We start from the raw sequence: 19,629 nt of genomic DNA on the forward strand, positions 1-19,629 counted from the left end.
GTGACATCAGCCGGTATTGCGCAAACCCGCCGCGATACCGTTGATGGTCAAGTGAATCCCGCGACGCAGCCGCACGTTCTGATCGCCCGCGCGATGGCGCTTGAGCAGTTCCACCTGCAAGTGATTGAGCGGATCGAGATACGGGAAGCGGTTCTTGATCGAACGCGCGAGCAGCGGGTTGTCGGCGAGCCGCTCGCTTCGGCCCGTGATCTCGGTGAGCACGTGACAGGTGCGCTCGTGCTCGGCCACGATCTTGTCGAACACGAGCTTGCGCAGCTTCTTGTCGCTGACGAGCTGCGCGTAGCGCGACGCTACAGCGAGATCGGTCTTCGCGAGCACCATGTCCATGTTCGACAACAGATTCTTGAAGAACGGCCAAGTCTTGTGCATCTTGCGAAGCGCGGTGAGACGCCGGGCGCGTTCCGCATCCGACCCGGCTTCATCGAGATAAGCGGTCACGGCGCTGCCGAAGCCGTACCAGCCGGTCAGCAGCAGCCGGCACTGTCCCCACGAAAAGCCCCACGGAATCGCGCGCAAATCCTCGATCTTCCGTTGCTTCGGGTCTTGCAGCTTGCGCGACGCCGGCCGGCTGCCGATGTTCAACTCCGCGATTTCCGCAATCGGCGTCGAGGAGAAGAAGTAGTCGGTGAAGCCGGGCGTCTCGTAGACGAGCGCGCGATATGCGGACATTGCGGCATCGGAAAGCGTCTGCATCGTCGCTTCGAATTGCGGCAACTGCGCGGGCGCGTTCTCGTGCGGCAGAAGCGAGGCTTCCAGCGTCGCTGCCACGACCGTCTCCAGATTGCGCCGACCGATTTCCGCGTTCGCGAACTTGCTCGCGATCACTTCGCCTTGCTCGGTCAGGCGAATTTGGCCGTCGACGGTGCCGGGCGGCTGCGACAAAATCGCCTGATACGTCGGACCGCCGCCGCGCCCGACCGTGCCGCCGCGTCCGTGAAAGAGCCGGAGCGTCGTCTGGCGCTCCTTGAACAGCGCGACCAGCGCGAGTTCCGCGCGATACAACTCCCAGTTCGACGTGAGAAAGCCGCCGTCCTTGTTGCTGTCTGAATAGCCGAGCATCACTTCCTGCTCGTTGCCCTGATCTTCGATCAGCTTATCGATGCCGGGCAGCGCGAAAAATTCACCCATGATGACGGGCGCATTGCGCAAGTCCGCGATGGTTTCGAAAAGCGGAATCACCATCAGACCGTTGCGCGCGGCGTCGTCCTTGCTGCCGAGACAGCCTTGCAGCACGCCGGTTTCCTTTTGCAGCAGCATGACTTCGAGCAGGTCGCTGACGGTTTCCGTGTGCGAAATGATGTAATTGCGCACCGCCCGCGCGCCGAATTGTTCGCGGAAGACGCGCGCCGCTTCCAGCACGCCGAGTTCGCTTTTCGCGAGATCGGAGTACTGCGCGTACGGCAGGCGCAGCGGACGCGGTTGCCCGAGTTCCTTCAGCAGCACAGCGCGCTTCTGCTCTTCGTCGAGCGCCGCGTAATCGGCGACGACGCCGCCGCGCGCGAGCAGTTCCGCCACGACCGCTTCGTGGATATCGGAGCTTTGCCGCAAGTCGATGCTCGCGAGATGAAAGCCGAATACCTCCGACGCCCGCGCGAGCGGCGACAGGCGCTGCGCCGCCAGCGACGCGCCGTGGTTCTGCGCGAGCGATTCGATCAGCACGTTTAGATCGCGCGTGAATTCGGCGGCGTCGGCATACGGCGTCGCGCGGATCGGCGCCGCGCCGCGCCCGGCGCTGCGCACGGCCACCACGCCTTCACCCAACCTCACGCGCGCGCTCGCCGCGAGCCGCGTGTAGATGCCGATCAGCGCGCGCCGGTACGGCTCGTCCGTGCGATGCGGCGAGTGGTCAGGCGATGCATCGGCGAGCGCGTGCAGCGCATCGCTCGATCCGGCCAGCAGATTCGACACCGACAGTTCCGCGCCGAGCTTGTGCACCTCTTCGAGATAGTGTTCGAAGATGACGGTCGCCTGCCGCGTGATGGCCGCTTCAAGCGTGTCCGCCGTGACGTTCGGATTGCCGTCGCGGTCGCCGCCGATCCAGCTTCCCATCTGGAAGAACGGCGGCAGGCGCGCAGGCAGGCCATGCTCGGCGAGCGCGGCTTCGATATCGGCATACAGCGCGGGAATCTCCGCGAGGAAGGTCGCGCGGTAATAGGAGAGCGCGTTCTCGATTTCATCGGCGACAGTCAGGCGCGCGTCGCGCAGCATGCGCGTCTGCCAGAGCGAGGTCACGCGTGCGCGCAAGACCGCTTCGTTCTGCGCGCGTTCGCGGGCGGTCAGTTCCTGATCGCGCTCGGCCAGCAGCCGCGCGATGTCGTGCTGCGCGTCGAGGATGCTCTTGCGCTGCACTTCCGTCGGATGCGCGGTCAGCACGGGGACGATCAGCGCGTCGTCGAAGAACGTCTGCAGCATCTTGCGCGTGGCGCTGACGTTTTTCTGCTCGCGCATGCGCTCGATCGCATAGGCGATGGTGCCCGGCTGCGGCGCGGAGCCCGCGAGCGCGTGAATGCGGCGGCGGCGGTTGTGGTGGCGGTCTTCCGCGATATTCGCCAAATGCGAGAAATAGCTGAACGCGCGCACGACGGACACCGTCTGCTCGGGCGACAGCGCGCGCAGGCGCTTTTCCAGCGTCTGCGAGGCGTCCACGTCGTCTTCGCGGCGGAACTTGACGGCAGTCTGACGAATCGCCTCGACCATGTCGAACACGGCGTCGCCTTCCTGCTCGCGCAGCACTTCGCCGAGCACACGGCCGAGGAAGCGGATGTCTTCGAAGAGCGGGCGGTCTTTGTCGTCGCGCGCTCGGCTCGCGGGCTTCGCGCGGTCGGCGGAATCGGCGGAATCTTGGGAATCAGCGGCGACGTTGGCATCCGCGAGCGAAGCGGCCTTAGCCTTCTTCGACGCCTTCGCTTCTTTCGGCGGCTTGTCGGCTTTCTGCGGCTTCGGCGCTTTCACCATGACTTCGACGCCCGGCTTGTCCTTGACCGCGACGGCCGCTGTCGACGCTTTCGCGGCGCTTGCGGCTCGCGTCTTCGAGATGGAAGGCGACGCCGCCGCGATGGACGTGTCGGAGGATGAGTCGGGCGATGCGGCGTTGCGGCGCGCCGGGCGGGCCGATGCGGAAGACGTCACGTTGAGTTCCTCTCTCTGCTCTCTGATATGCGAAGCCAGGGACCATCGGCGGATACGGCGGCCTGTGCGGCGCCGCGCGAAGCATGTCATGCGGACCAGCAAGCGGGACGGGCGCGGGACGCGTGCGCCACGTGTGCGCAGTGCGCAACCTGCGCAACCCGCACAACGCATCCAGGCGCGCGCATGTGTCTCCTCATGCGCGGCCCCCGCTTTTCGGCGCTCGGAAAGGCGCGCCGGACAAGGCTTTCGCGCGCCGCCCATGCCCGAATGGACCGTGGCGTGCGTGCTACCATTGTTTGTTATTTCATCCCGTCATTCGATCGAGCATCAATGAATTCCGAGACGCATTCCACGACACCGCCCGCCACGCTTGTCATCGCTTCGCGGGAAAGCCGGCTCGCGATGTGGCAAGCCGAGCACGTGCGGTGTGCGCTGCACAAATTATATCCATCTTGCGACGTCAAAATTCTCGGAATGACGACGCGCGGCGATCAGATTCTGGACCGCACGCTGTCGAAGGTCGGCGGCAAGGGTCTTTTCGTGAAGGAACTGGAAGCCGCGCTCGCCGAAGGCCGCGCCGATCTCGCCGTCCATTCGCTGAAAGACGTGCCGATGCAACTGCCCGAAGGCTTCACGCTCGGCGCCATTCTCGAACGCGAAGACCCGCGCGATGCCTTCGTGTCGCCGCATTTCGAATCGCTCGATGCGTTGCCTGCGGGCAGCGTCGTCGGCACGTCCAGCTTGCGCCGCGAGGCGATGATTCGCGCACGTTTCCCGCATCTCGACGTGCGGCCTTTGCGCGGCAATCTCGACACGCGTCTTGCCAAGCTCGATCGCGGCGACTACGCGGCGATCATTCTGGCGGCGGCAGGTCTGAAGCGGCTCGGGCTCGAATCGCGCATCCGCGCATTATTGGATGTCTCGGAGAGCTTGCCCGCGGCGGGGCAGGGCGCGCTCGGCATCGAGATTCGCTCGGATCGTCCAGAACTCGCCGCGTGGCTCGCGCCGCTGCACGACAAAGCGACCGCGCTCGCCGTCGAAGCGGAACGCGCGGTGTCGCGCGCGCTCGGCGGAAGCTGCGAAGTGCCGCTCGCGGCGTTCGCGCACTGGCGCGACGGCTCGCTCTTTCTGCGCGGGGCGGTATCCATGCCTGACGGCAAGCGCGTGCTGTGCGCCGAAGAAGCGGTGCGCGCGCCCGATGTGGCCGGCGCGCTCGCGCTCGGCCAGCGCGTATCGGCCGATCTCGAAGCGCAAGGCGCCGCCGACATCGTCAACGCGCTCGCGACGATGAGCCGCGCCGACGCGCCGAACGTGCGCCCGGCGGCAGGCGGTTCGCAGGACGATCCCGTGCCGCCGTCCGCGGCGAACGCATCCTGATGGCGAGCGCGGTCCGCGCCACCGTCGTCATCACGCGTCCGGGCGGGCAGTCCTCGGCGCTTGTCGAGCGGCTTCATGGCGCGGGCTTCGACGCGCTCGAATTTCCGCTGATCGACATTGCGCCCGTCGCCGACGACGCGCCCCTTCGCGCCGCGCTCGACGAACTCTACGCGCCGGACCGCTACGCGCTCGTCGTGTTTGTGTCGCCGAACGCCGTCGATCATGCGTTCGGCCGCCTGTTCGCGCCGTGGCCGACGGACGTGCCCGTGGCCGTCGTCGGTCCGGGCAGCGTCGCGGCGCTCGCGCGGCAGGGCGTGCATGCGCCGACGCATCGCGTGATCAGTCCGTCGGAAGAGGAATCTGATCCGCGTTTCGATTCCGAGGCGCTTTACGCCGCGATCGAGGCGCACTTCGGCGCGAACGAACTCGATGGCCGGCGCGTCTTGATCGTGCGCGGCGACGGCGGGCGCGAATGGCTCGCCGAGCGTCTGGAACAGGCGGGCGCGCGAGTGTCGAAGGTCGCGGCGTACCGGCGTCTGTTGCCCGAGCCGTCCATGCAAAAGTGGGAGCGCATCCACGCGCTCTTGTCCGGCGCGCCGCACGCGTGGCTGCTGACCAGTTCCGAAGGCGTGCGCAATCTGGACGAACTCGCCCGCGAGCATCTCACCGCCGAGGAAATTGCGCGGCTCAAGCACGTGCCGCTCGTGTGCCCGCACCCGCGCATCGCCGAAGTCGCGCGCCAAACGGGTTTTGATAGGATGACGGTGTCCGGCGCCGGCGATGAACGCATCGTGCATACGCTGGAGACGCTCTTTCCGCGTGAAGCTGGCGCATCCGCCGCCGCGGAACCGGAGCGCGACGCAGAGGCGCCGAACAACGCGTCATTTCAAGCGACCGACACATCGCCGGCCACGCCGCCGGCCCACCAACCGGCTCAATCACGCATGACTGACTCGAACGATTCCAAGAAAGCTTCACCTCAGCCGAACGTGACACCGCCCTTGCCGCCGAACACGCCCTTCACGCCGTACGAACAGCAAAAGCGGCGCGGCGGCGCGGGCACGGTGTTGTTGTGGTTCGCCGTCGTCATCCTGGCGGTAGCGGCGGGCGCGGGCGGCTACGCGCTGAACCGCAAAGTCGACCGCAAGGAACAGGATTTGACGCAGCGCGTCGAGCAAGCCGATGCGCAAAACGTCACGCTGCGCGCGAAGGCCGATCAGGCGGCGAGCGCGACATCCGCGCTCAACACGCAGTTGATCCAGTTGCAGGGCAAGCTCGCCGATGCCGAAGCGCATAGCCAGGCGTTGCAGCAGCAATATCAGGATCTCGCGAGCAACCGCGACGACTGGACGCTTGCCGAAGTCGAGCAGATTCTCTCGAGTGCGAGCCAGCAGTTGCAACTCACCGGCAACGTTCAGCTCGCGCTCTTCGCGCTGCAAAGCGCCGACACGCGCCTCGCCGCGACGACCGGCCCGCAAGTCGTGGCGATCCGCAAGGCCATCGCGCAGGACATCGACAAGCTGAAGGGGACGCAGACCACCGACCTGACCGGTCTCGCGATCAAGCTGGACACGGCCATCGAGCAGATCGACGGCTTGCCGCTCGCGGGCGAAGCGCCGATCGAGCGCGCGCGTGCGCAGGCGGCCACGCCGGGCGACAGCGCGTCGATCGCGGCGGCCACCGGCGAGCCGCGCTGGAAGGTGCTGTGGCGACAGATCACGAGCGGCATCGGCCAGCAGTTGTCGAGTCTCGTGTCGGTGCGGCGCATCGACAATGCAGACGCCATGCTCACGTCGCCGGATCAGGGCTACTTCGTGCGGGAGAACGTGAAGCTGCGCCTGTTGTCGGCGCGCCTGTCGCTGCTGTCGCGCAGCGAGCCCACGCTCAAGTCGGACCTCGCGGCAGCGGATGCCGCGCTCGCCCGTTATTTCGATCCGTCGTCCAAGAAGGTCGCCGCCGTGCGCGATCTCGTGAAACAGGTCGATCAGGCGTCGCTCGCGGTCGCCGTGCCGAACCTGGACGCGAGCCTTGCCGCCGTGCATCAGTTCAAGCGAGGCGGATGATGACGATTCGAGGACTCATCTGGCTCGCGCTGCTGTTCGCGGTCGCGGTGATCGTGGCGACGGTCGGCGGCTTCGACGGCGGGCAGGTACTGATCGTCGTTCCGCCGTATCGCGTGGACGTGTCGCTGAATCTGTTCGCGGTCGCGCTCGTCGTGCTGTTCATCGTGCTCTACGCGCTGATTCGCGCGGCGCGCGGCGTCTGGAAAATGCCGCAACGCGTGGCGGCTTACCGCGCGCGCAGCCGGCTCGCGAAGGCGAACGCTTCTTTGCGCGATGCCATCGGCCACTTGTACGCCGGGCGATTCTCGAAGGCGGAGAAGGCGGCGCGCGATGCGCTTTCCGTCGACGAAAATCAGGGCGCGGCGGGACTGATCGGCGCGAACGCGGCGCATCGGCTACATGAATATGCGCGTCGCGACGAATGGCTTGCGCAGGTCGACGGCGCCGAGTGGCAGGACGCGCGCCTCATGGCCACCGCCGACATGCGCGCCGATGGCCGCGACGCGGACGGCGCGCTCGTCGCGTTGACCGAGATTCAGGCGCAGGGCGGGCGGCGCATCCACGCGCAGCAGATCGCGCTGCGCGCGCAGCAGCAATTGAAGAACTGGGCCGAAGTGCTGAAGCTCGTGCGTATGCTGGAAAAGCGCGAAGCGTTGCATCCGGCGGTCGCGGTGCGTTTGCGCCAGGTCGCGGCGGAAAATCTGCTGCGCGACCGGCGGCACAATCCCGACGCGTTGCTGGAACTGTGGCAGTCGCTATCGGCGACGGAGCGCCAGTCGCCGCGTCTCGCGGATCTCGCGGCGGAATTGCTGATCGCGCTGGACCGTCGCGCGGAAGCGAGGAAGATCGTGGAAGAGGCGCTCGCGCACAACTGGGACGCGCGCCTGTTGCGCCGTTATCCGGATTGCGTCGTCGGCGGCGATGCGTTCCCGCTCATTCAGCGCGCCGAAGCCTGGCAGAAGGAGCGCACCGAGGACGCGGATCTGCTCTTCACGCTCGGGCGGTTGTGCCTGCATCAACAATTGTGGGGCAAGGCGCAGGCGTTTCTGGAAGCGGCGCTCAAACTGGCCGACAACGAGCCGCTCAAGATCCGGACGCACCGCGCGCTGGCACGCCTGCACGAGCAACTGGGCGATGCCGAGAAGGCCGCCGAACACTATCGGGCGAGCGCGCTGGCGATGAACGTCGTGTAGGGCTTCGGTTCAGGCGTCATCGGGCCGCATGCGTGAGAGCGTATGCGGCTTTTGCTTTTGTGGGGCGGTGGAAATGGTCGAACGGCGGATCAACGCGACGCGACCATGCGTCGATGGCACCGTATAAATCGAAGAACTTCTCGTGAGTCTTTGAACACGCGGAACTCTGCGGAATGGCGACTGAAGTTACAAGCCCGCCAGCCCCGCAAACTTGCGTTCAGGCCGCCGCGAATCGCAGGACAGATGCGGACCGGCGCGCCCGCCGCATTCAATACGTCGGAACCGAAGGATCGACCTGACGCGACCAGGCGTCGATGCCGCCGTACAGATTGAAGACATTCGTGAAGCCGCGCGATTCCAGAAACATGCCGACCTGGGCGCTGCGCGCGCCGTGGTGGCAAATGCAGACGATCTGCGCGTCGTCTTCCAGTTCCTCGCTGCGCGCGGGAATGTCGCGCATCGGAATGGACACGACGTTCTCCAGCTTCGCGGTCTGAAGCTCCCACGGCTCGCGCACGTCGAGCAAAACGGGCGCGGGGCGCGACGAATCCGCGAGCCACGCGGCGAGTTCGGATGCGGTCAGATTTTGCATGGGATGGCGGGCGCGGAAGGTGGAAGCGAAGCGGACGCCGGGCGCACACGGCCCGGCGGTGAAAGTCGAACGCTCAGAACTTGAACGCCGGCGGATGCAGCGCGTTCTTCAGCGGCGCGACGAAGGTCTCGAACACTGCCGACACGCGATACTGCTTTTCGTCGATGCGCGTGATGATCTGCGCTTCCATCACGGGCGCCGTGCCGACGAACGCCGCGATGCGCCCGCCGATGTTCAGCAGTTCCAGAAACTGCTGCGGCATCACGGGCAGGCCGCCCGACACGCAGATCACGTCGAACGGTGCGCCCTGGCTCCAGCCGCGCGCGCCGTCGCCGACGACCACTTCCGCATTCGTCACGCCGTTGGCCGCGAGATTCTGCTTCGCGAATTCGGCGAGTTCGGGGGAAATTTCGACGGTCGTGACGCTGCGCCCGCGATGTGCGAGGAGCGCGGCCATGTAGCCCGAGCCCGCGCCGATTTCGAGCACCGTCTCGCCCTTGTGGACGGTCAGTTCCTGCAGGATGCGCGCTTCGATCTTCGGGGCCAGCATGCGCTCGCCGCCGGGCAGCGGGATTTCGAGGTCCGCGAAAGCGATGTTGCGATAGGCGGCGGGAACGTAGTTCTCGCGCTTGACGATCGACAGCAGGTTGAGCACGTCCAGGTCCAGCACATCCCAGGGACGAATCTGTTGCTCGATCATGTTAAAACGCGCTTGCTCGATGTTCATGTTCTGTGTGCGTGTTGACGACAGGAAACCGGTGCCCCGAAGCCCCGGCGCGAGCGGCCGGACAGGGCGGATTGACTTCGCGATTGTAGCAAACGGACGCGTTTTCCCCCCGCTCTAATGCGGCAGGCGAATGTCCAGTTTGAACGTGGCGAGCCGCGCGATGAGGATGAAAGCCGTCGAGAGCAGCACGTTGTAGATGGTGTCGACGTCGAGGTGCGCGAGGCCCAGATAGATCCAGCAGCCCGCGAACGCGCACACCGCGTAGGGCCGCGAATCGCGCAGAATCAGCGGAATTTCGTTGCATAGCACGTCGCGCATGATGCCGCCGAAGACGCCGGTCGTCACGCCCATCATCGTCGCGGTGAACGCGGGCATCTGCGCATCGAGCGCGATGGACGTCCCCGACACGCTAAAAAGGCCGAGCCCGATCGCGTCGGTGACGAGCAGCGCGCGCTGATCGAACACGCGCGAAGTCAGGCGCAGAAAGAGCGGCGCGAAGATCGCCATCGCGAAGATCGCGAGCACGTAGTCCTGATGCTCCACCCAGTAGAACGGGCGGCGCGAGAGCAGCACGTCGCGCACCGTGCCGCCGCCGAACGCGGTGGCGAGCGCGACGAGAAAGGCGCCGACGGCGTCGAGCCGCCGCTTTCTCGCTTCGATGAGGCCGGAGAGCGCATACGCGAAGATCGCGAACGCCTCCATGACGGAAATGGCGAGGGTGAGTCTGGGATGCACGTTCGTCCGTTCAGCGGGTCTTGTCTTGGGGATGGTTGTGATGCCGCGGCGTGCCGCCCGGTTGCAGCAGCACGAGCACGGCGCCTGCGCCGCCGTCGTGCGGACGCGCCTGACAAAAGGCAATCACTTCCGCCTTTTGCGTGAGCCACGCGCGCACTTTGCCTTTGAGAATCGGCTCCTTGCCGATGGAGCCGAGTCCCTTGCCGTGAATCACGCGCAGGCAGCGCAGTCCGCGTTTCACCGATTCACGGATGAATTCCGCGAGCGCCTCGCGCGCTTCTTCGCGCCGCATGCCGTGCAGGTCGAGCTGCGCCTGGACGATCCACGCGCCGCGCCGCAGTTTCCTCACGACTTCCTGGCTGATGCCCGGCCGGCAATACGAGAGCGTCTCGTCCATATCGAGCAGGCTTTCCGGGTCGTACTCGTCGGAAAGCGCCTCCTGCAACACCGCTTCCTCGTCGCGGCGGCTTTGCAGCGGAAGCGGCGGCGGGGGCACGCGCGTCACGGTGATGCGCGGCGGCGTCTTGAGCGGCTCGATCTGGCCGATGGAGCGGCGAAACTCGTCCGCGTGCGCGACCGCTTCCCGCTGTGCGAGCGCCGCCGCCGCGCGTTCCGCGACGCGCTTGTCGGCGTCGGCCTTCAACGCGCTTTTCAGCCCCGCGAGGCCCGCGAGCCCGTCGCGCTTCACCGCGTCCGCTACGTCGTGAGCGTCGGCGGCGGGCGGCTTGTCAGCGGCGGCCGGGCGCGGCGTCTGCGGACGGCGGGCCTTCGGTTCGTTCGGGTGCGGATGATTTTTCGGCATCGTTCGGCCAGAAAGGTCGGCTGCGAGTGCAGCGGCGGATGGAAGGCGGCGATCCGGCGCGGCGCGCCGATTGTGCCACGGACGCGGTCATCGTCGAATGCGCCGGCGCGAAACGGGCATCGACGATCCTGGAAACAAAAAACGGGCCGGCGGCGCGAACCGGGGCCCGTTCATCGACGAAACGTCGGCTAGGCGCGCCGCGCCTTCCTTCTTACCGATCCTTTTCGTGGCTCATCGAGTGCGGCGTCGGCGTTTCGTCGATGGCTTCGAGATAACGCTGCGCGTCGAGCGCGGCCATGCAGCCGGTTCCCGCGCTGGTGATCGCTTGGCGGTAGATGTGGTCCTGCACGTCGCCGGCCGCGAACACGCCGGGAATGCTCGTGGCCGTCGCGTTGCCGCTCGTGCCGCCCTTGGTGATGATGTAGCCGTTCTTCATCTCCACCTGACCCGCGAAGAGTTCGGTGTTCGGCTTGTGGCCGATCGCGACGAACACGCCCTGCAACGCAATGTCCGTGGTCTCGCCGGTCTGCGTGTGCTTGATGCGCAGGCCCGTGACGCCGGAATCGTCGCCGGTCACTTCGTCGAGTACGTGATTCCACTTGATGTCGACCACGCCTTCCTTTTCCTTCGCGAGCAGCCGGTCGATCAGGATCGGCTCGGCGCGGAACTTGTCGCGGCGGTGAATGACCGTCACTTTCTTCGCGATGCCCGACAGATAGAGCGCCTCTTCGACCGCCGTGTTTCCGCCGCCGATCACGGCGACTTCGCCGTTGCGATAGAAAAAGCCGTCGCAGGTCGCGCAGGCGGACACGCCCTTGCCCATGAACGCCTGTTCCGACGGATCGCCGAGATATTGCGCCGACGCGCCCGTCGAGATGATGAGCGAATCGCACGTGTATTCGCCCGCATCGCCGATAAGACGCAGGGGCCGCTCGTTGAGCTTCGCGGTGTGGATGTGGTCGAACACGATCTCCGTGTTGAACCGGCGCGCGTGTTCTTCCATGCGCTGCATCAGTTCCGGACCCTGCACGCCCGAGGGATCGCCCGGCCAGTTTTCGACATCGGTCGTGGTCATCAGCTGGCCGCCTTGCGCGAGGCCGGTGACGAGCAGCGGCGCCAGATTCGCCCGGGCCGCGTAGACGGCGGCGGAATAGCCGGCGGGGCCGGAACCGAGGATCAGCACTTTGGCGTGTTTGGGCGCGGGTTGCGGTGATGACATGATGGTGGTCCGTTATGGATGGTCGGTTCGGCAGTGCATGCGCTCGACTCGGCGCAGCAAATCCGGCACCTGACGAGCGCCGCCGATGACCCGTAGTTGGATGCGAGAGCTCAATTATAAAGGCCGCTGCGAAAGCGTTCCGAGTGAACCTTTCAATCGCTTTGATAGGCGCGCGTCGCAGATTTCACGCAGAAACGGGCGAGCGGCGGCATGTGAGGAGTGTTACAGGTTGCAAGAACGCGGCCGTTTTTGCGCCTTTCACCGCAATGCAGCGTTTACAATAGGTCACCGTTCATGCGGCCCGTCGAACCGACGAAGGCCGCGACAAGCGACACCGAATCAATGGCCAAAGCATCCTATTCCGCGAGCCCGCAGGCGTTGCCGCACCGCATGTCGCGGCTCTTCACCGAGATTCGCTGGATTCTCCAAGTCGCCCTCGGGCTTTTCCTCGTCATGGCGCTCATTTCGTACAGCCGGAAAGATCCGAGCTGGACGCACGCGGTGAGCGTCGATCACATTTCGAACTGGGCGGGGCGCGTCGGCGCCTACACGTCGGACATTCTGCTGCTGGTATTCGGGCTGTCGTCCTACTGGCTCGTCGTGCTGCTCGGGCGGCGCATCGTCGCGAATTACCGGCGCATCGCCGAGCCGGCCGCGCAAGCATCCACGAACCATGAAAACGCGCCCCGCGACCGCACGTGGCTTGCCGAAGCGTTCGCCTTCGTGCTCGTGCTGCTCGCGACTGACGGCATCGAGGCGCTGCGCATGTGGTCGCTCAAGGTGCCGCTGCCGCGCGCGCCGGGCGGTGTCGTCGGCGATCTGATCGCGCGCCACGTCTCGCATGCGCTCGGCTTCACGGGCGCGACGCTCTTTTTGCTGATCGCGCTCGCCATCGGTCTGTCGCTGTACTTCCGGTTCTCGTGGCTGTCCGTGTGCGAGAAAGTCGGCGAGGGCATTCTCAACGCGATCACCGGCGCGCAACTGCGCCGCGAAGCGGGCCGCGACCGCAAGCTCGGCGAAGAAGCGGCATCGAAGCGCGAAGGCAAGGTCGTGCGCTCGCGCGTGAAGCACGAGGATCACGAGCCGGTCGTCATCGTGCCGCCGGTCGCGACGCCGCCGCGCTCCGAGCGCGTCGAGAAGGAAAAGCAGGTGCCGCTTTTCGCGGATCTGCCGGGCGATTCCACGTTGCCGGCCATCGCGCTCCTTGATCCGCCGCCGAAGACGCAGGAAACCATCGCCGCCGATACGCTCGAATACACGTCGCGCCTGATCGAAAAGAAGCTGAAGGACTTCGGCGTCGAGGTGAGCGTGGTCGCGGCGTATCCGGGCCCGGTCGTGACGCGCTATGAAATCGAGCCGGCGACGGGCGTGAAGGGCAGCCAGATCGTCGGGCTGGCGAAAGATCTGGCGCGTTCGCTTTCGCTCGTGTCTGTTCGCGTGGTGGAGACGATTCCCGGCAAGAACTACATGGCGCTGGAGTTGCCGAATCAGCGCCGGCAGACGGTCAAGCTCTCCGAGATTCTCGGCTCCGAAGTCTACGCGGCGGCGGCCTCGCCGCTCACGATGGGTCTCGGCAAGGACATCGGCGGCAATCCTGTCTGCGCCGACCTCGCGAAGATGCCGCACTTGCTCGTCGCGGGCACGACGGGTTCGGGCAAGTCCGTCGGCATCAACGCGATGATTCTCTCGCTGCTCTACAAGGCGAGCGCGGATCAGGTGCGTCTCATCCTGATCGACCCGAAGATGCTCGAAATGAGCGTCTACGAAGGCATTCCTCATCTGCTGTGCCCGGTCGTCACCGACATGCGGCAGGCCGGTCACGCGCTGAACTGGGCCGTCGCCGAAATGGAGCGCCGCTACAAGCTCATGAGCAAGATGGGCGTGCGCAATCTCGCGAGCTTCAACTCGAAGATCGACGAAGCGAAGAAGCGCGACGAGAAAATCCCCAATCCGTTCAGCCTCACGCCCGACGATCCCGAGCCGCTCACGCGCCTGCCGAACATCGTCGTCGTGATCGACGAACTCGCCGACCTGATGATGGTCGTCGGCAAGAAGGTGGAAGAACTGATCGCGCGGATCGCGCAGAAGGCGCGGGCGGCCGGCATCCATCTGATTCTCGCGACGCAGCGCCCGTCGGTGGACGTGATCACCGGCCTCATCAAGGCAAACGTGCCGACGCGCATGGCGTTCCAGGTGTCGTCGAAGATCGACTCGCGCACGATTCTGGATCAGCAGGGCGCCGAATCGCTGCTCGGCATGGGCGACATGCTTTATCTGCCGCCGGGTTCGGGGCTGCCGGTGCGCGTTCACGGCGCGTTCGTGTCGGACGAAGAAGTGCATCGCGTGGTCGAGAAGCTGAAGGAGCACGGCGAGCCGAATTACATCGAAGGCATTCTCGAAGGCGGGCTCGCGGGCGAGGGCGACGAAGGCGCGGCGGGCGCGGGCGGAACCGGCTCGACCGATGGCGAGTCCGATCCTCTGTACGATCAGGCGGTCGAGGTCGTCATCAAGAACCGGCGGGCGTCGATTTCGCTCGTGCAGCGGCATTTGCGAATCGGGTATAACCGCGCCGCGCGCCTTCTGGAACAGATGGAGAATTCGGGTCTCGTGTCCGCCATGTCGTCGAACGGCAACCGCGAGATCCTCACGCCCGCGCGCGAGTCGGAATAACGCGCGGACGGCTACGGAAGGAGAACAACAGCATGAAGCAGTACACGGGGAAGAAGGCATTCGGCGCGGCGCTGCTGTCGGCGTCGATGCTACTCGCATCGCAGGCATTCGCGAGCGGCACCGAGCAGTTGAAGATGTTCGTGTCGCAAGTTCACGCGGCGCGCGGCGACTTCACGCAGCAGGAAGTCAAGGCGCCCGGCAAGGTCAACAACGGCGCGAGCTCGACCACGACGCCGACCAAGGGCGCGACATCGAGCGGGACGTTCATGTTCGCGCGGCCCGGCAAGTTCATCTGGTCGTACGAGAAGCCGTATTCGCAGCTCTTGCAGGCCGACGGCGATAAGCTCTACGTCTACGACAAAGACTTGAACCAGGTGACGGTGCGCAGTCTCGGCGGCGCGCTCGGCGCGAGCCCGGCGGCCATTCTCTTCGGCAGCAATGATCTGGAGAAGAACTTCACGTTGCGCGATGCGGGCGTGAAGGGCGGCATCGACTGGCTGGAACTCACGCCGAAGGCGAAGGACACCCAGTTCCAGACCGTCGGCATCGGCTTCAAGGATGGCAATCTGGAAGCGATGGAACTGCACGACGTGTTCGGCAACGTGACGCTGCTCACCTTCTCGAACATCCAGAAGAACCCGCCGGTGAAGGCCGACACCTTCAAATTCAGCGTGCCGAAAGGCGCGGATGTCATCAACGGATGATTCACGGCGCGGCTCTTTCGAGCCGCGCGTCTTTGGCTCCTCGTCTAGCGATATTCGGTGACGAGCGTCACGCGCATCGCTGAGGGCGCCTTGCTTTGCATCGACAACATTCCGCCGGAAGCGCCGATGAAATACGCGCCGTCGCTGGCCGCCGCGATGCGATGGCCGTTGCCGTCCACGAAGTCGGCGACGAGGGCATCGGATCTTGCGCGATGGTTGTCCACCATCAGCGAAACGACGGCGTTCGGCGTGCTGTTCGGATAGGCGTCGAACGCGACCGTCGCGGTTCGTCCGTTCCGGCTCAACGTGGTGGCCGCGCCGGCGTGCACGGGCGATCGTGCCAATACCGCGAACGGCGGTGAAACCAGTGCGCCTCTGAACGTGATCGTGCCGCCCGGCATCGTGTACGCGTTCGCCGACATGGCGACGCACGCGGCGGCGCCTGCCATTGCGATTCGGCAACATTCCGCGCTGCGCAGCGTCAGTGTTCTCATCGTCTTCCCCTTGTTTGTCGTGTTGTCGCGGTTGGTCGATACCGCGCGCACGGGCGGCTGCGGTCTTATCCGAACCGTCGATGCGTCAGACGATAATAAGAGGACTCCGATTAATTCGGCAATGGCTTTTCGCCTGCGTAGCTCAAAAAAGCGCGGTGCGTGCTGCAAGAGCAGGCGTTAGATAGTTTGCGCTGCTAAGAAGCAGCAATTGACGGCAACCGATGCGCCGCCGCCATATCCGCGATGAAGGCATAGACGATATCGCTCTTTGTCCCGCGCACGCCGCGCGCCCGGTCCGCACGCGTGACCATCTGGAACGCGACGCGATAGCGCATCGTCTTCGGATTTAATGCCGCGAGCGAGCCGTGTTCGACATACGGTGCGGCGAAATGCTCCGGCAGATAGCCGAGATGCCGCCCCGACAAGACGAGCATCGCGACGGCTTCCATGTTGTCGGCGACGGCGGTGATCGAATGCGGCGTGAGCGCGGCGGCCTCGGGCAGCGGATAGCTGCGCCAGGCCCAGTCATGATCGGCCGTCTGCGCGACCGTCACGCGGCCTGCCCGCTCGAAGAGGGGATGCGCCTGGCCGCAATACGCGAGCTGGTCTTCCGCGAAAATCTCCGTGTAGTCGAGCGACGGCACGCGATGCCAGAAATACCCGATCGCCATCTGAATGCGCCCGGCGAGCAGCATCTCCTCGAGTTCGCCGGGCGATCGTACGAGCACCGAGAAGCGCACCGATTCGTCGCGCTGCCTGAATCGCGCGATGGCCTCGCTGATGCGTGCGTTGGCGCTGACCGGCGTGTTCCCGATCATGCCGAGCGTCAGCGTGCCGACGAGCTTCTTGCCGACGTTGCGCGCGGTCGAATCGAACGTGTCGACGGCGTTGAGCAGCGTGCGGCACGCATCGACGAATTGCTCGCCGCGCGATGTCAGCGCGAAGCCGCCGCGCCCCCGCTCGCATAGACGGTAGCCAAGCCGCGTTTCGAGCGTCGCCAGTTGCGTGCTGATGGTGGACTGGCCGACGTTCAGCGTCGCCTGGGCGGACGAAACGCCGCCCGCATCCACGATGGCGAGAAACACGCGAATGAGCCGCAGATCGAGGTCGGAGAGGTGAGTGAACATGCGTGCCGCCAATAGATCGCTCAGGATCAATGTAAAGGTTATATCGGCTGCATTTTATCGCGGCGGAAAAGCGCGTATTAGTGGGAAAGGCTCACCTTTTTCGACATCGATCAACATGAATACATCTTCTCTCTTCGCGCCCGCCGACAACTTCGATTCCTACCTGCGCGAGCACCGCGCCGAACGCCCGCAGCCGCTGTCGGGCAACCAGATGCCGCGCTGCGGCGGCATCACGACGATGATGCGTCTGCCGTATGTGGAGTCCGCGGCGGGACTGGACGCGTGTTTTGTCGGCGTGCCGTTCGATCTGGGCACGTCGAACCGCACGGGCGCGCGCTTCGGGCCGCGCCAGGTGCGCAGCGAGTCCGTGCTGCTGCGTCCGTACAACATGGCGACGCGCGCCGCGCCGTTCGATTCGCTGCGCGTCGCGGATATCGGCGACGTGGCGATCAACCCGTATAACCTGCTGGATTCCATCGACCGGATCGAGCGCGCGTACCGCGAGATTCTCGAGCACGGCTGCAAGCCGATCACGCTCGGCGGCGATCACACCATCGCGCTGCCCATCTTGCGGGCGATGCACGCGAAGCACGGCAAGGTCGGGCTCATCCATGTCGATGCCCACGCGGACGTCAATGACACGATGTTCGGCGAGAAGATCGCGCACGGCACGCCGTTTCGCCGCGCGGTGGAAGAGGGCCTGCTCGATTGCGAGCGCGTCGTACAGATCGGCTTGCGCGGCACGGGCTACGAAGCGGGCGACTTCGACTGGTGCCGCGAGCAGGGCTTTCGCGTCGTGCAGACGGAGGCGTGCTGGCATCGCTCGCTCGTCCCGCTGATGGACGAAGTGCGCGCGCAGATGGGCGACGGCCCGGTGTACATCACGTTCGATATCGACGGCATCGACCCGGCCTTCGCGCCCGGCACCGGCACGCCCGAGATCGCGGGGCTGACGGTGCCGCAGGCGCTGGAGATCGTGCGCGGCGCGTGGGGGCTGAATATCGTCGGAGCGGATCTGGTCGAAGTCGCGCCGCCGTACGATCCGTTCGGGACGACCGCGCTGCTCGGGGCGAATCTGGCGTTCGAGCTGCTGTGCGTGTTGCCAGGGGTGCAGAGGCGAGCGTGAGGCGTGAGGCCCGCGACGTAAGCGGTTGTCCACAACTTCTGTGCAACGCCCTGTGGAAAATCGCCTGACAAGTCGCTTAGGCCGCTGATTCGCAAGCCGAATCGCCGCTCGCTGCGATTGCGCTCACGAAGGCACCGCCGCCCGCCGCGTCGATACCAGCAGCAGATAGCACAGCGCGCCGAGCGCGAGCGCCGGCAGCGTCGCGCCCAGATTCGGCAGCCATTCGTTGATCGCGTGATAGGCCGCGATGCCGACCGCCCACGCGATGAACGCGCTCACGTGCCAGCCGCCCGAGTATCCGTAGCGTCCGTCGAGTCGGCCTACCTCGGCGGCGTCCACACGGCGCTTTCTCACGATGAAGTGGTCCGCCAGCACCACGCCGAAAAGCGGCGCGAAGACCGAGCCGATCAGCAGCAGGAAGTTTTGATACTTGCCCATCGCCACGACGAGCGCGACGAGCGTGCAGAGCGCCCCGTACGCCGCCGACAGCATCGGCACGCTTGCGCGCGCCCAGAGCGTGCCGGTGGAGACGGCCGCCGAGTGGATGTCGGCGAAGGCGTTGTCGATTTCGTCGATGAGAATCAGAAGCAGCGCAACGCCGCCGCCCGCCTGCGCGAGCGCGACGGTGAGCAGCGTGTCGCCGCCGCCCGCCGCGAGTCCGTAGACCGCGCCGAGCGCATAGAACCACAGGTTCGCGATGCCGTAGCCGAGCAGCGTGCCACGAAACGTGCCGCCCGCGCTGCGGCCGAAGCGCGTGTAGTCGGCGATCAGCGGCAGCCACGACAGCGGCATCGCCACCACGAGGTCGATGCCCGCGCCGAACGCCATCTCGCCGGTGCCGGGGCGCGCCATCAGCGCGGCGAGATCGTGCTTCGACAGCAGATTCCACGTCAGCCAGCCGGCCCCGCCGAGCAGCAGCCAGATGCCCCATGTGCGCAAAAAGCGCCGCACGAACGAAAGCGGTCCGCTCACCGCGAGCAGCGTCGCGAGCGCGCCGAAGAGGAGCGTCCAGACGAGCGGCATCGACAGATGGAAGGATTGATTGGCGAGCGCGTCGGCGGAATCGCGCATGACGATGATCTCGAACGAGCCCCAGCCGACCAGTTGCACCGCGTTCAGCACGGCGGGCACCGACACGCCGCGCACGCCGAGCGTCGGGCGCAGCGAGGACATGGCCGCGAGCCCCGTATCCGTGCCGACCACGCCCGCGAGCGCCAGCAGCACGACACCGATCGCCGTGCCGATGGCGATGGCGGCGAACGCGTGCGGCAGCGAAAGCCCCGGCACCAGCAGCGCCCCCGCCTGCGCGACCAGCAAGCCGATGCCGAGCGAGAACCAGAGCGCGAAGGCGTCCCTCGTGCCGAAGGCGCGCCGCTCGGAGGGCACCGGCACGAGCGGCGCGTAAGTGGAGGTGTTCTCTTCTTGCATCGAGGCATTCCTGTAAGGTCGGTTGGAGCGGCGCCATTCGCGCCCGGCGCGTGGCTGTCATAATCACCCGAATCGTGCGCGATTGTGCCTGCCGCCGTGCGGCTTGAGAACCTGGCCGAATGGCCGATGCCGCGCGCACCCCGAAAAGCGCAAGATTATCGCCGCGTGCGCGGCTTGCGCGACAGCCCGCATCCATTTGCTTTATCGCTTCAAATTGCGTCC

The 19,629-nt window shown here is 65.8% G+C and carries 15 protein-coding genes; 6 read left to right on the forward strand and 9 right to left on the reverse strand.

The genetic code is table 11. From position 1 onward, the window contains the following. Nucleotides 1-6: 6 nt before the first annotated feature. Complete coding sequence (gene ppc, locus GV035_RS13165) at nt 7-3,150, reverse strand: phosphoenolpyruvate carboxylase (protein WP_159835519.1); 3,144 nt, start codon at nt 3,148-3,150, stop codon at nt 7-9. A gap of 330 nt (nt 3,151-3,480) precedes the next feature. Between ppc and hemC the strand changes: the two genes are divergently transcribed. Genes hemC through GV035_RS13180 form a run of 3 tightly spaced genes read left to right on the forward strand, consistent with a single transcriptional unit; the run spans nt 3,481 to nt 7,783 of the window. After that, complete coding sequence (hemC, locus tag GV035_RS13170) at nt 3,481-4,527, forward strand: hydroxymethylbilane synthase (protein WP_236572597.1); 1,047 nt, start codon at nt 3,481-3,483, stop codon at nt 4,525-4,527. Then, nucleotides 4,527-6,590: a fused uroporphyrinogen-III synthase HemD/membrane protein HemX gene (gene hemDX / locus GV035_RS13175; protein ID WP_159835520.1), complete on the forward strand. Its 2,064-nt coding sequence runs from the start codon at nt 4,527-4,529 to the stop codon at nt 6,588-6,590. The genes hemC and hemDX overlap by 1 nt, the downstream gene beginning before the upstream one ends. Beyond that, nucleotides 6,590-7,783: a heme biosynthesis protein HemY gene (locus tag GV035_RS13180; protein ID WP_201304032.1), complete on the forward strand. Its 1,194-nt coding sequence runs from the start codon at nt 6,590-6,592 to the stop codon at nt 7,781-7,783. Before hemDX ends, GV035_RS13180 begins: the two co-directional genes overlap by 1 nt. 268 nt (nt 7,784-8,051) lie before the next feature. Here the strand turns inward: GV035_RS13180 and GV035_RS13185 are convergent, their stop codons facing one another. The 5 genes from GV035_RS13185 to trxB all read right to left on the reverse strand — a co-directional run bounded on the left by GV035_RS13185 (nt 8,052) and on the right by trxB (nt 11,858). Continuing rightward, nucleotides 8,052-8,375: a rhodanese-like domain-containing protein gene (locus tag GV035_RS13185; RefSeq protein WP_159835522.1), complete on the reverse strand. Its 324-nt coding sequence runs from the start codon at nt 8,373-8,375 to the stop codon at nt 8,052-8,054. Between the two features lie 73 nt (nt 8,376-8,448). After that, nucleotides 8,449-9,102, reverse strand: a complete 654-nt coding sequence (locus GV035_RS13190) for a protein-L-isoaspartate O-methyltransferase family protein (RefSeq protein ID WP_159835523.1) — start codon at nt 9,100-9,102, stop codon at nt 8,449-8,451. A gap of 114 nt (nt 9,103-9,216) precedes the next feature. Next, nucleotides 9,217-9,837 carry a trimeric intracellular cation channel family protein gene (locus GV035_RS13195; RefSeq protein WP_159835524.1) on the reverse strand — a complete coding sequence of 207 codons (621 nt, stop codon included), beginning with the start codon at nt 9,835-9,837 and terminating at the stop codon, nt 9,217-9,219. Between the two features lie 10 nt (nt 9,838-9,847). Next, entirely contained in the window at nt 9,848-10,639 is a 792-nt protein-coding gene (locus GV035_RS13200; RefSeq protein ID WP_159835525.1) for a Smr/MutS family protein, read from the reverse strand. 211 nt (nt 10,640-10,850) lie between these two features. Next, nucleotides 10,851-11,858 (reverse strand): thioredoxin-disulfide reductase, encoded by a 1,008-nt coding sequence (trxB, locus tag GV035_RS13205; RefSeq protein ID WP_159835526.1) that lies wholly within the window; start codon nt 11,856-11,858, stop codon nt 10,851-10,853. Nucleotides 11,859-12,200: 342 nt separating this feature from the next. On the opposite strand from trxB, the gene GV035_RS13210 reads away from it, so the two are divergent. Next, entirely contained in the window at nt 12,201-14,528 is a 2,328-nt protein-coding gene (locus GV035_RS13210) for a DNA translocase FtsK (protein WP_159835527.1), read from the forward strand. A gap of 32 nt (nt 14,529-14,560) precedes the next feature. Further along, nucleotides 14,561-15,232: an outer membrane lipoprotein chaperone LolA gene (gene lolA / locus GV035_RS13215; protein WP_159835528.1), complete on the forward strand. Its 672-nt coding sequence runs from the start codon at nt 14,561-14,563 to the stop codon at nt 15,230-15,232. 44 nt (nt 15,233-15,276) lie between these two features. Here lolA and GV035_RS13220 read toward each other — a convergent pair whose 3' ends face one another. Together GV035_RS13220 and GV035_RS13225 are read right to left on the reverse strand one after the other, a co-directional pair. Then, nucleotides 15,277-15,681, reverse strand: a complete 405-nt coding sequence (locus GV035_RS13220) for a hypothetical protein (protein WP_159835529.1) — start codon at nt 15,679-15,681, stop codon at nt 15,277-15,279. Nucleotides 15,682-15,920: 239 nt separating this feature from the next. Further along, complete coding sequence (locus GV035_RS13225) at nt 15,921-16,853, reverse strand: LysR family transcriptional regulator (RefSeq protein ID WP_159835530.1); 933 nt, start codon at nt 16,851-16,853, stop codon at nt 15,921-15,923. A 115-nt stretch (nt 16,854-16,968) separates the two neighbouring features. Here GV035_RS13225 and speB point away from each other — a divergent pair, with 115 nt between their 5' ends. After that, nucleotides 16,969-17,979, forward strand: a complete 1,011-nt coding sequence (gene speB, locus GV035_RS13230) for an agmatinase (RefSeq protein WP_236572598.1) — start codon at nt 16,969-16,971, stop codon at nt 17,977-17,979. 123 nt (nt 17,980-18,102) lie between these two features. Here speB and cytX read toward each other — a convergent pair whose 3' ends face one another. Beyond that, complete coding sequence (gene cytX / locus GV035_RS13235) at nt 18,103-19,407, reverse strand: putative hydroxymethylpyrimidine transporter CytX (RefSeq protein WP_159835531.1); 1,305 nt, start codon at nt 19,405-19,407, stop codon at nt 18,103-18,105. Nucleotides 19,408-19,629: the final 222 nt, after the last annotated feature.

The sequence above is a fragment of the Burkholderia sp. 8Y genome (assembly GCF_902506145.1).
In the GTDB taxonomy this organism is placed as follows: Bacteria; Pseudomonadota; Gammaproteobacteria; order Burkholderiales; family Burkholderiaceae; genus Caballeronia.

Bases quoted from the DNA above. Each gene is read 5' to 3' on its own strand.
- hemC (WP_236572597.1), top strand. From the start codon at position 3,481: ATGAATTCCGAGACGCATTCCACGACACCGCCCGCCACGCTTGTCATC.
- hemDX (WP_159835520.1), top strand. From the start codon at position 4,527: ATGGCGAGCGCGGTCCGCGCCACCGTCGTCATCACGCGTCCGGGCGGG.
- GV035_RS13180 (WP_201304032.1), top strand. From the start codon at position 6,590: ATGACGATTCGAGGACTCATCTGGCTCGCGCTGCTGTTCGCGGTCGCG.
- GV035_RS13185 (WP_159835522.1), bottom strand. From the start codon at position 8,375: ATGCAAAATCTGACCGCATCCGAACTCGCCGCGTGGCTCGCGGATTCG.
- GV035_RS13190 (WP_159835523.1), bottom strand. From the start codon at position 9,102: ATGAACATCGAGCAAGCGCGTTTTAACATGATCGAGCAACAGATTCGT.
- GV035_RS13200 (WP_159835525.1), bottom strand. From the start codon at position 10,639: ATGCCGAAAAATCATCCGCACCCGAACGAACCGAAGGCCCGCCGTCCG.
- trxB (WP_159835526.1), bottom strand. From the start codon at position 11,858: ATGTCATCACCGCAACCCGCGCCCAAACACGCCAAAGTGCTGATCCTC.
- GV035_RS13210 (WP_159835527.1), top strand. From the start codon at position 12,201: ATGGCCAAAGCATCCTATTCCGCGAGCCCGCAGGCGTTGCCGCACCGC.
- lolA (WP_159835528.1), top strand. From the start codon at position 14,561: ATGAAGCAGTACACGGGGAAGAAGGCATTCGGCGCGGCGCTGCTGTCG.
- GV035_RS13220 (WP_159835529.1), bottom strand. From the start codon at position 15,681: ATGGCAGGCGCCGCCGCGTGCGTCGCCATGTCGGCGAACGCGTACACG.
- GV035_RS13225 (WP_159835530.1), bottom strand. From the start codon at position 16,853: ATGTTCACTCACCTCTCCGACCTCGATCTGCGGCTCATTCGCGTGTTT.
- speB (WP_236572598.1), top strand. From the start codon at position 16,969: ATGAATACATCTTCTCTCTTCGCGCCCGCCGACAACTTCGATTCCTAC.
- cytX (WP_159835531.1), bottom strand. From the start codon at position 19,407: ATGCAAGAAGAGAACACCTCCACTTACGCGCCGCTCGTGCCGGTGCCC.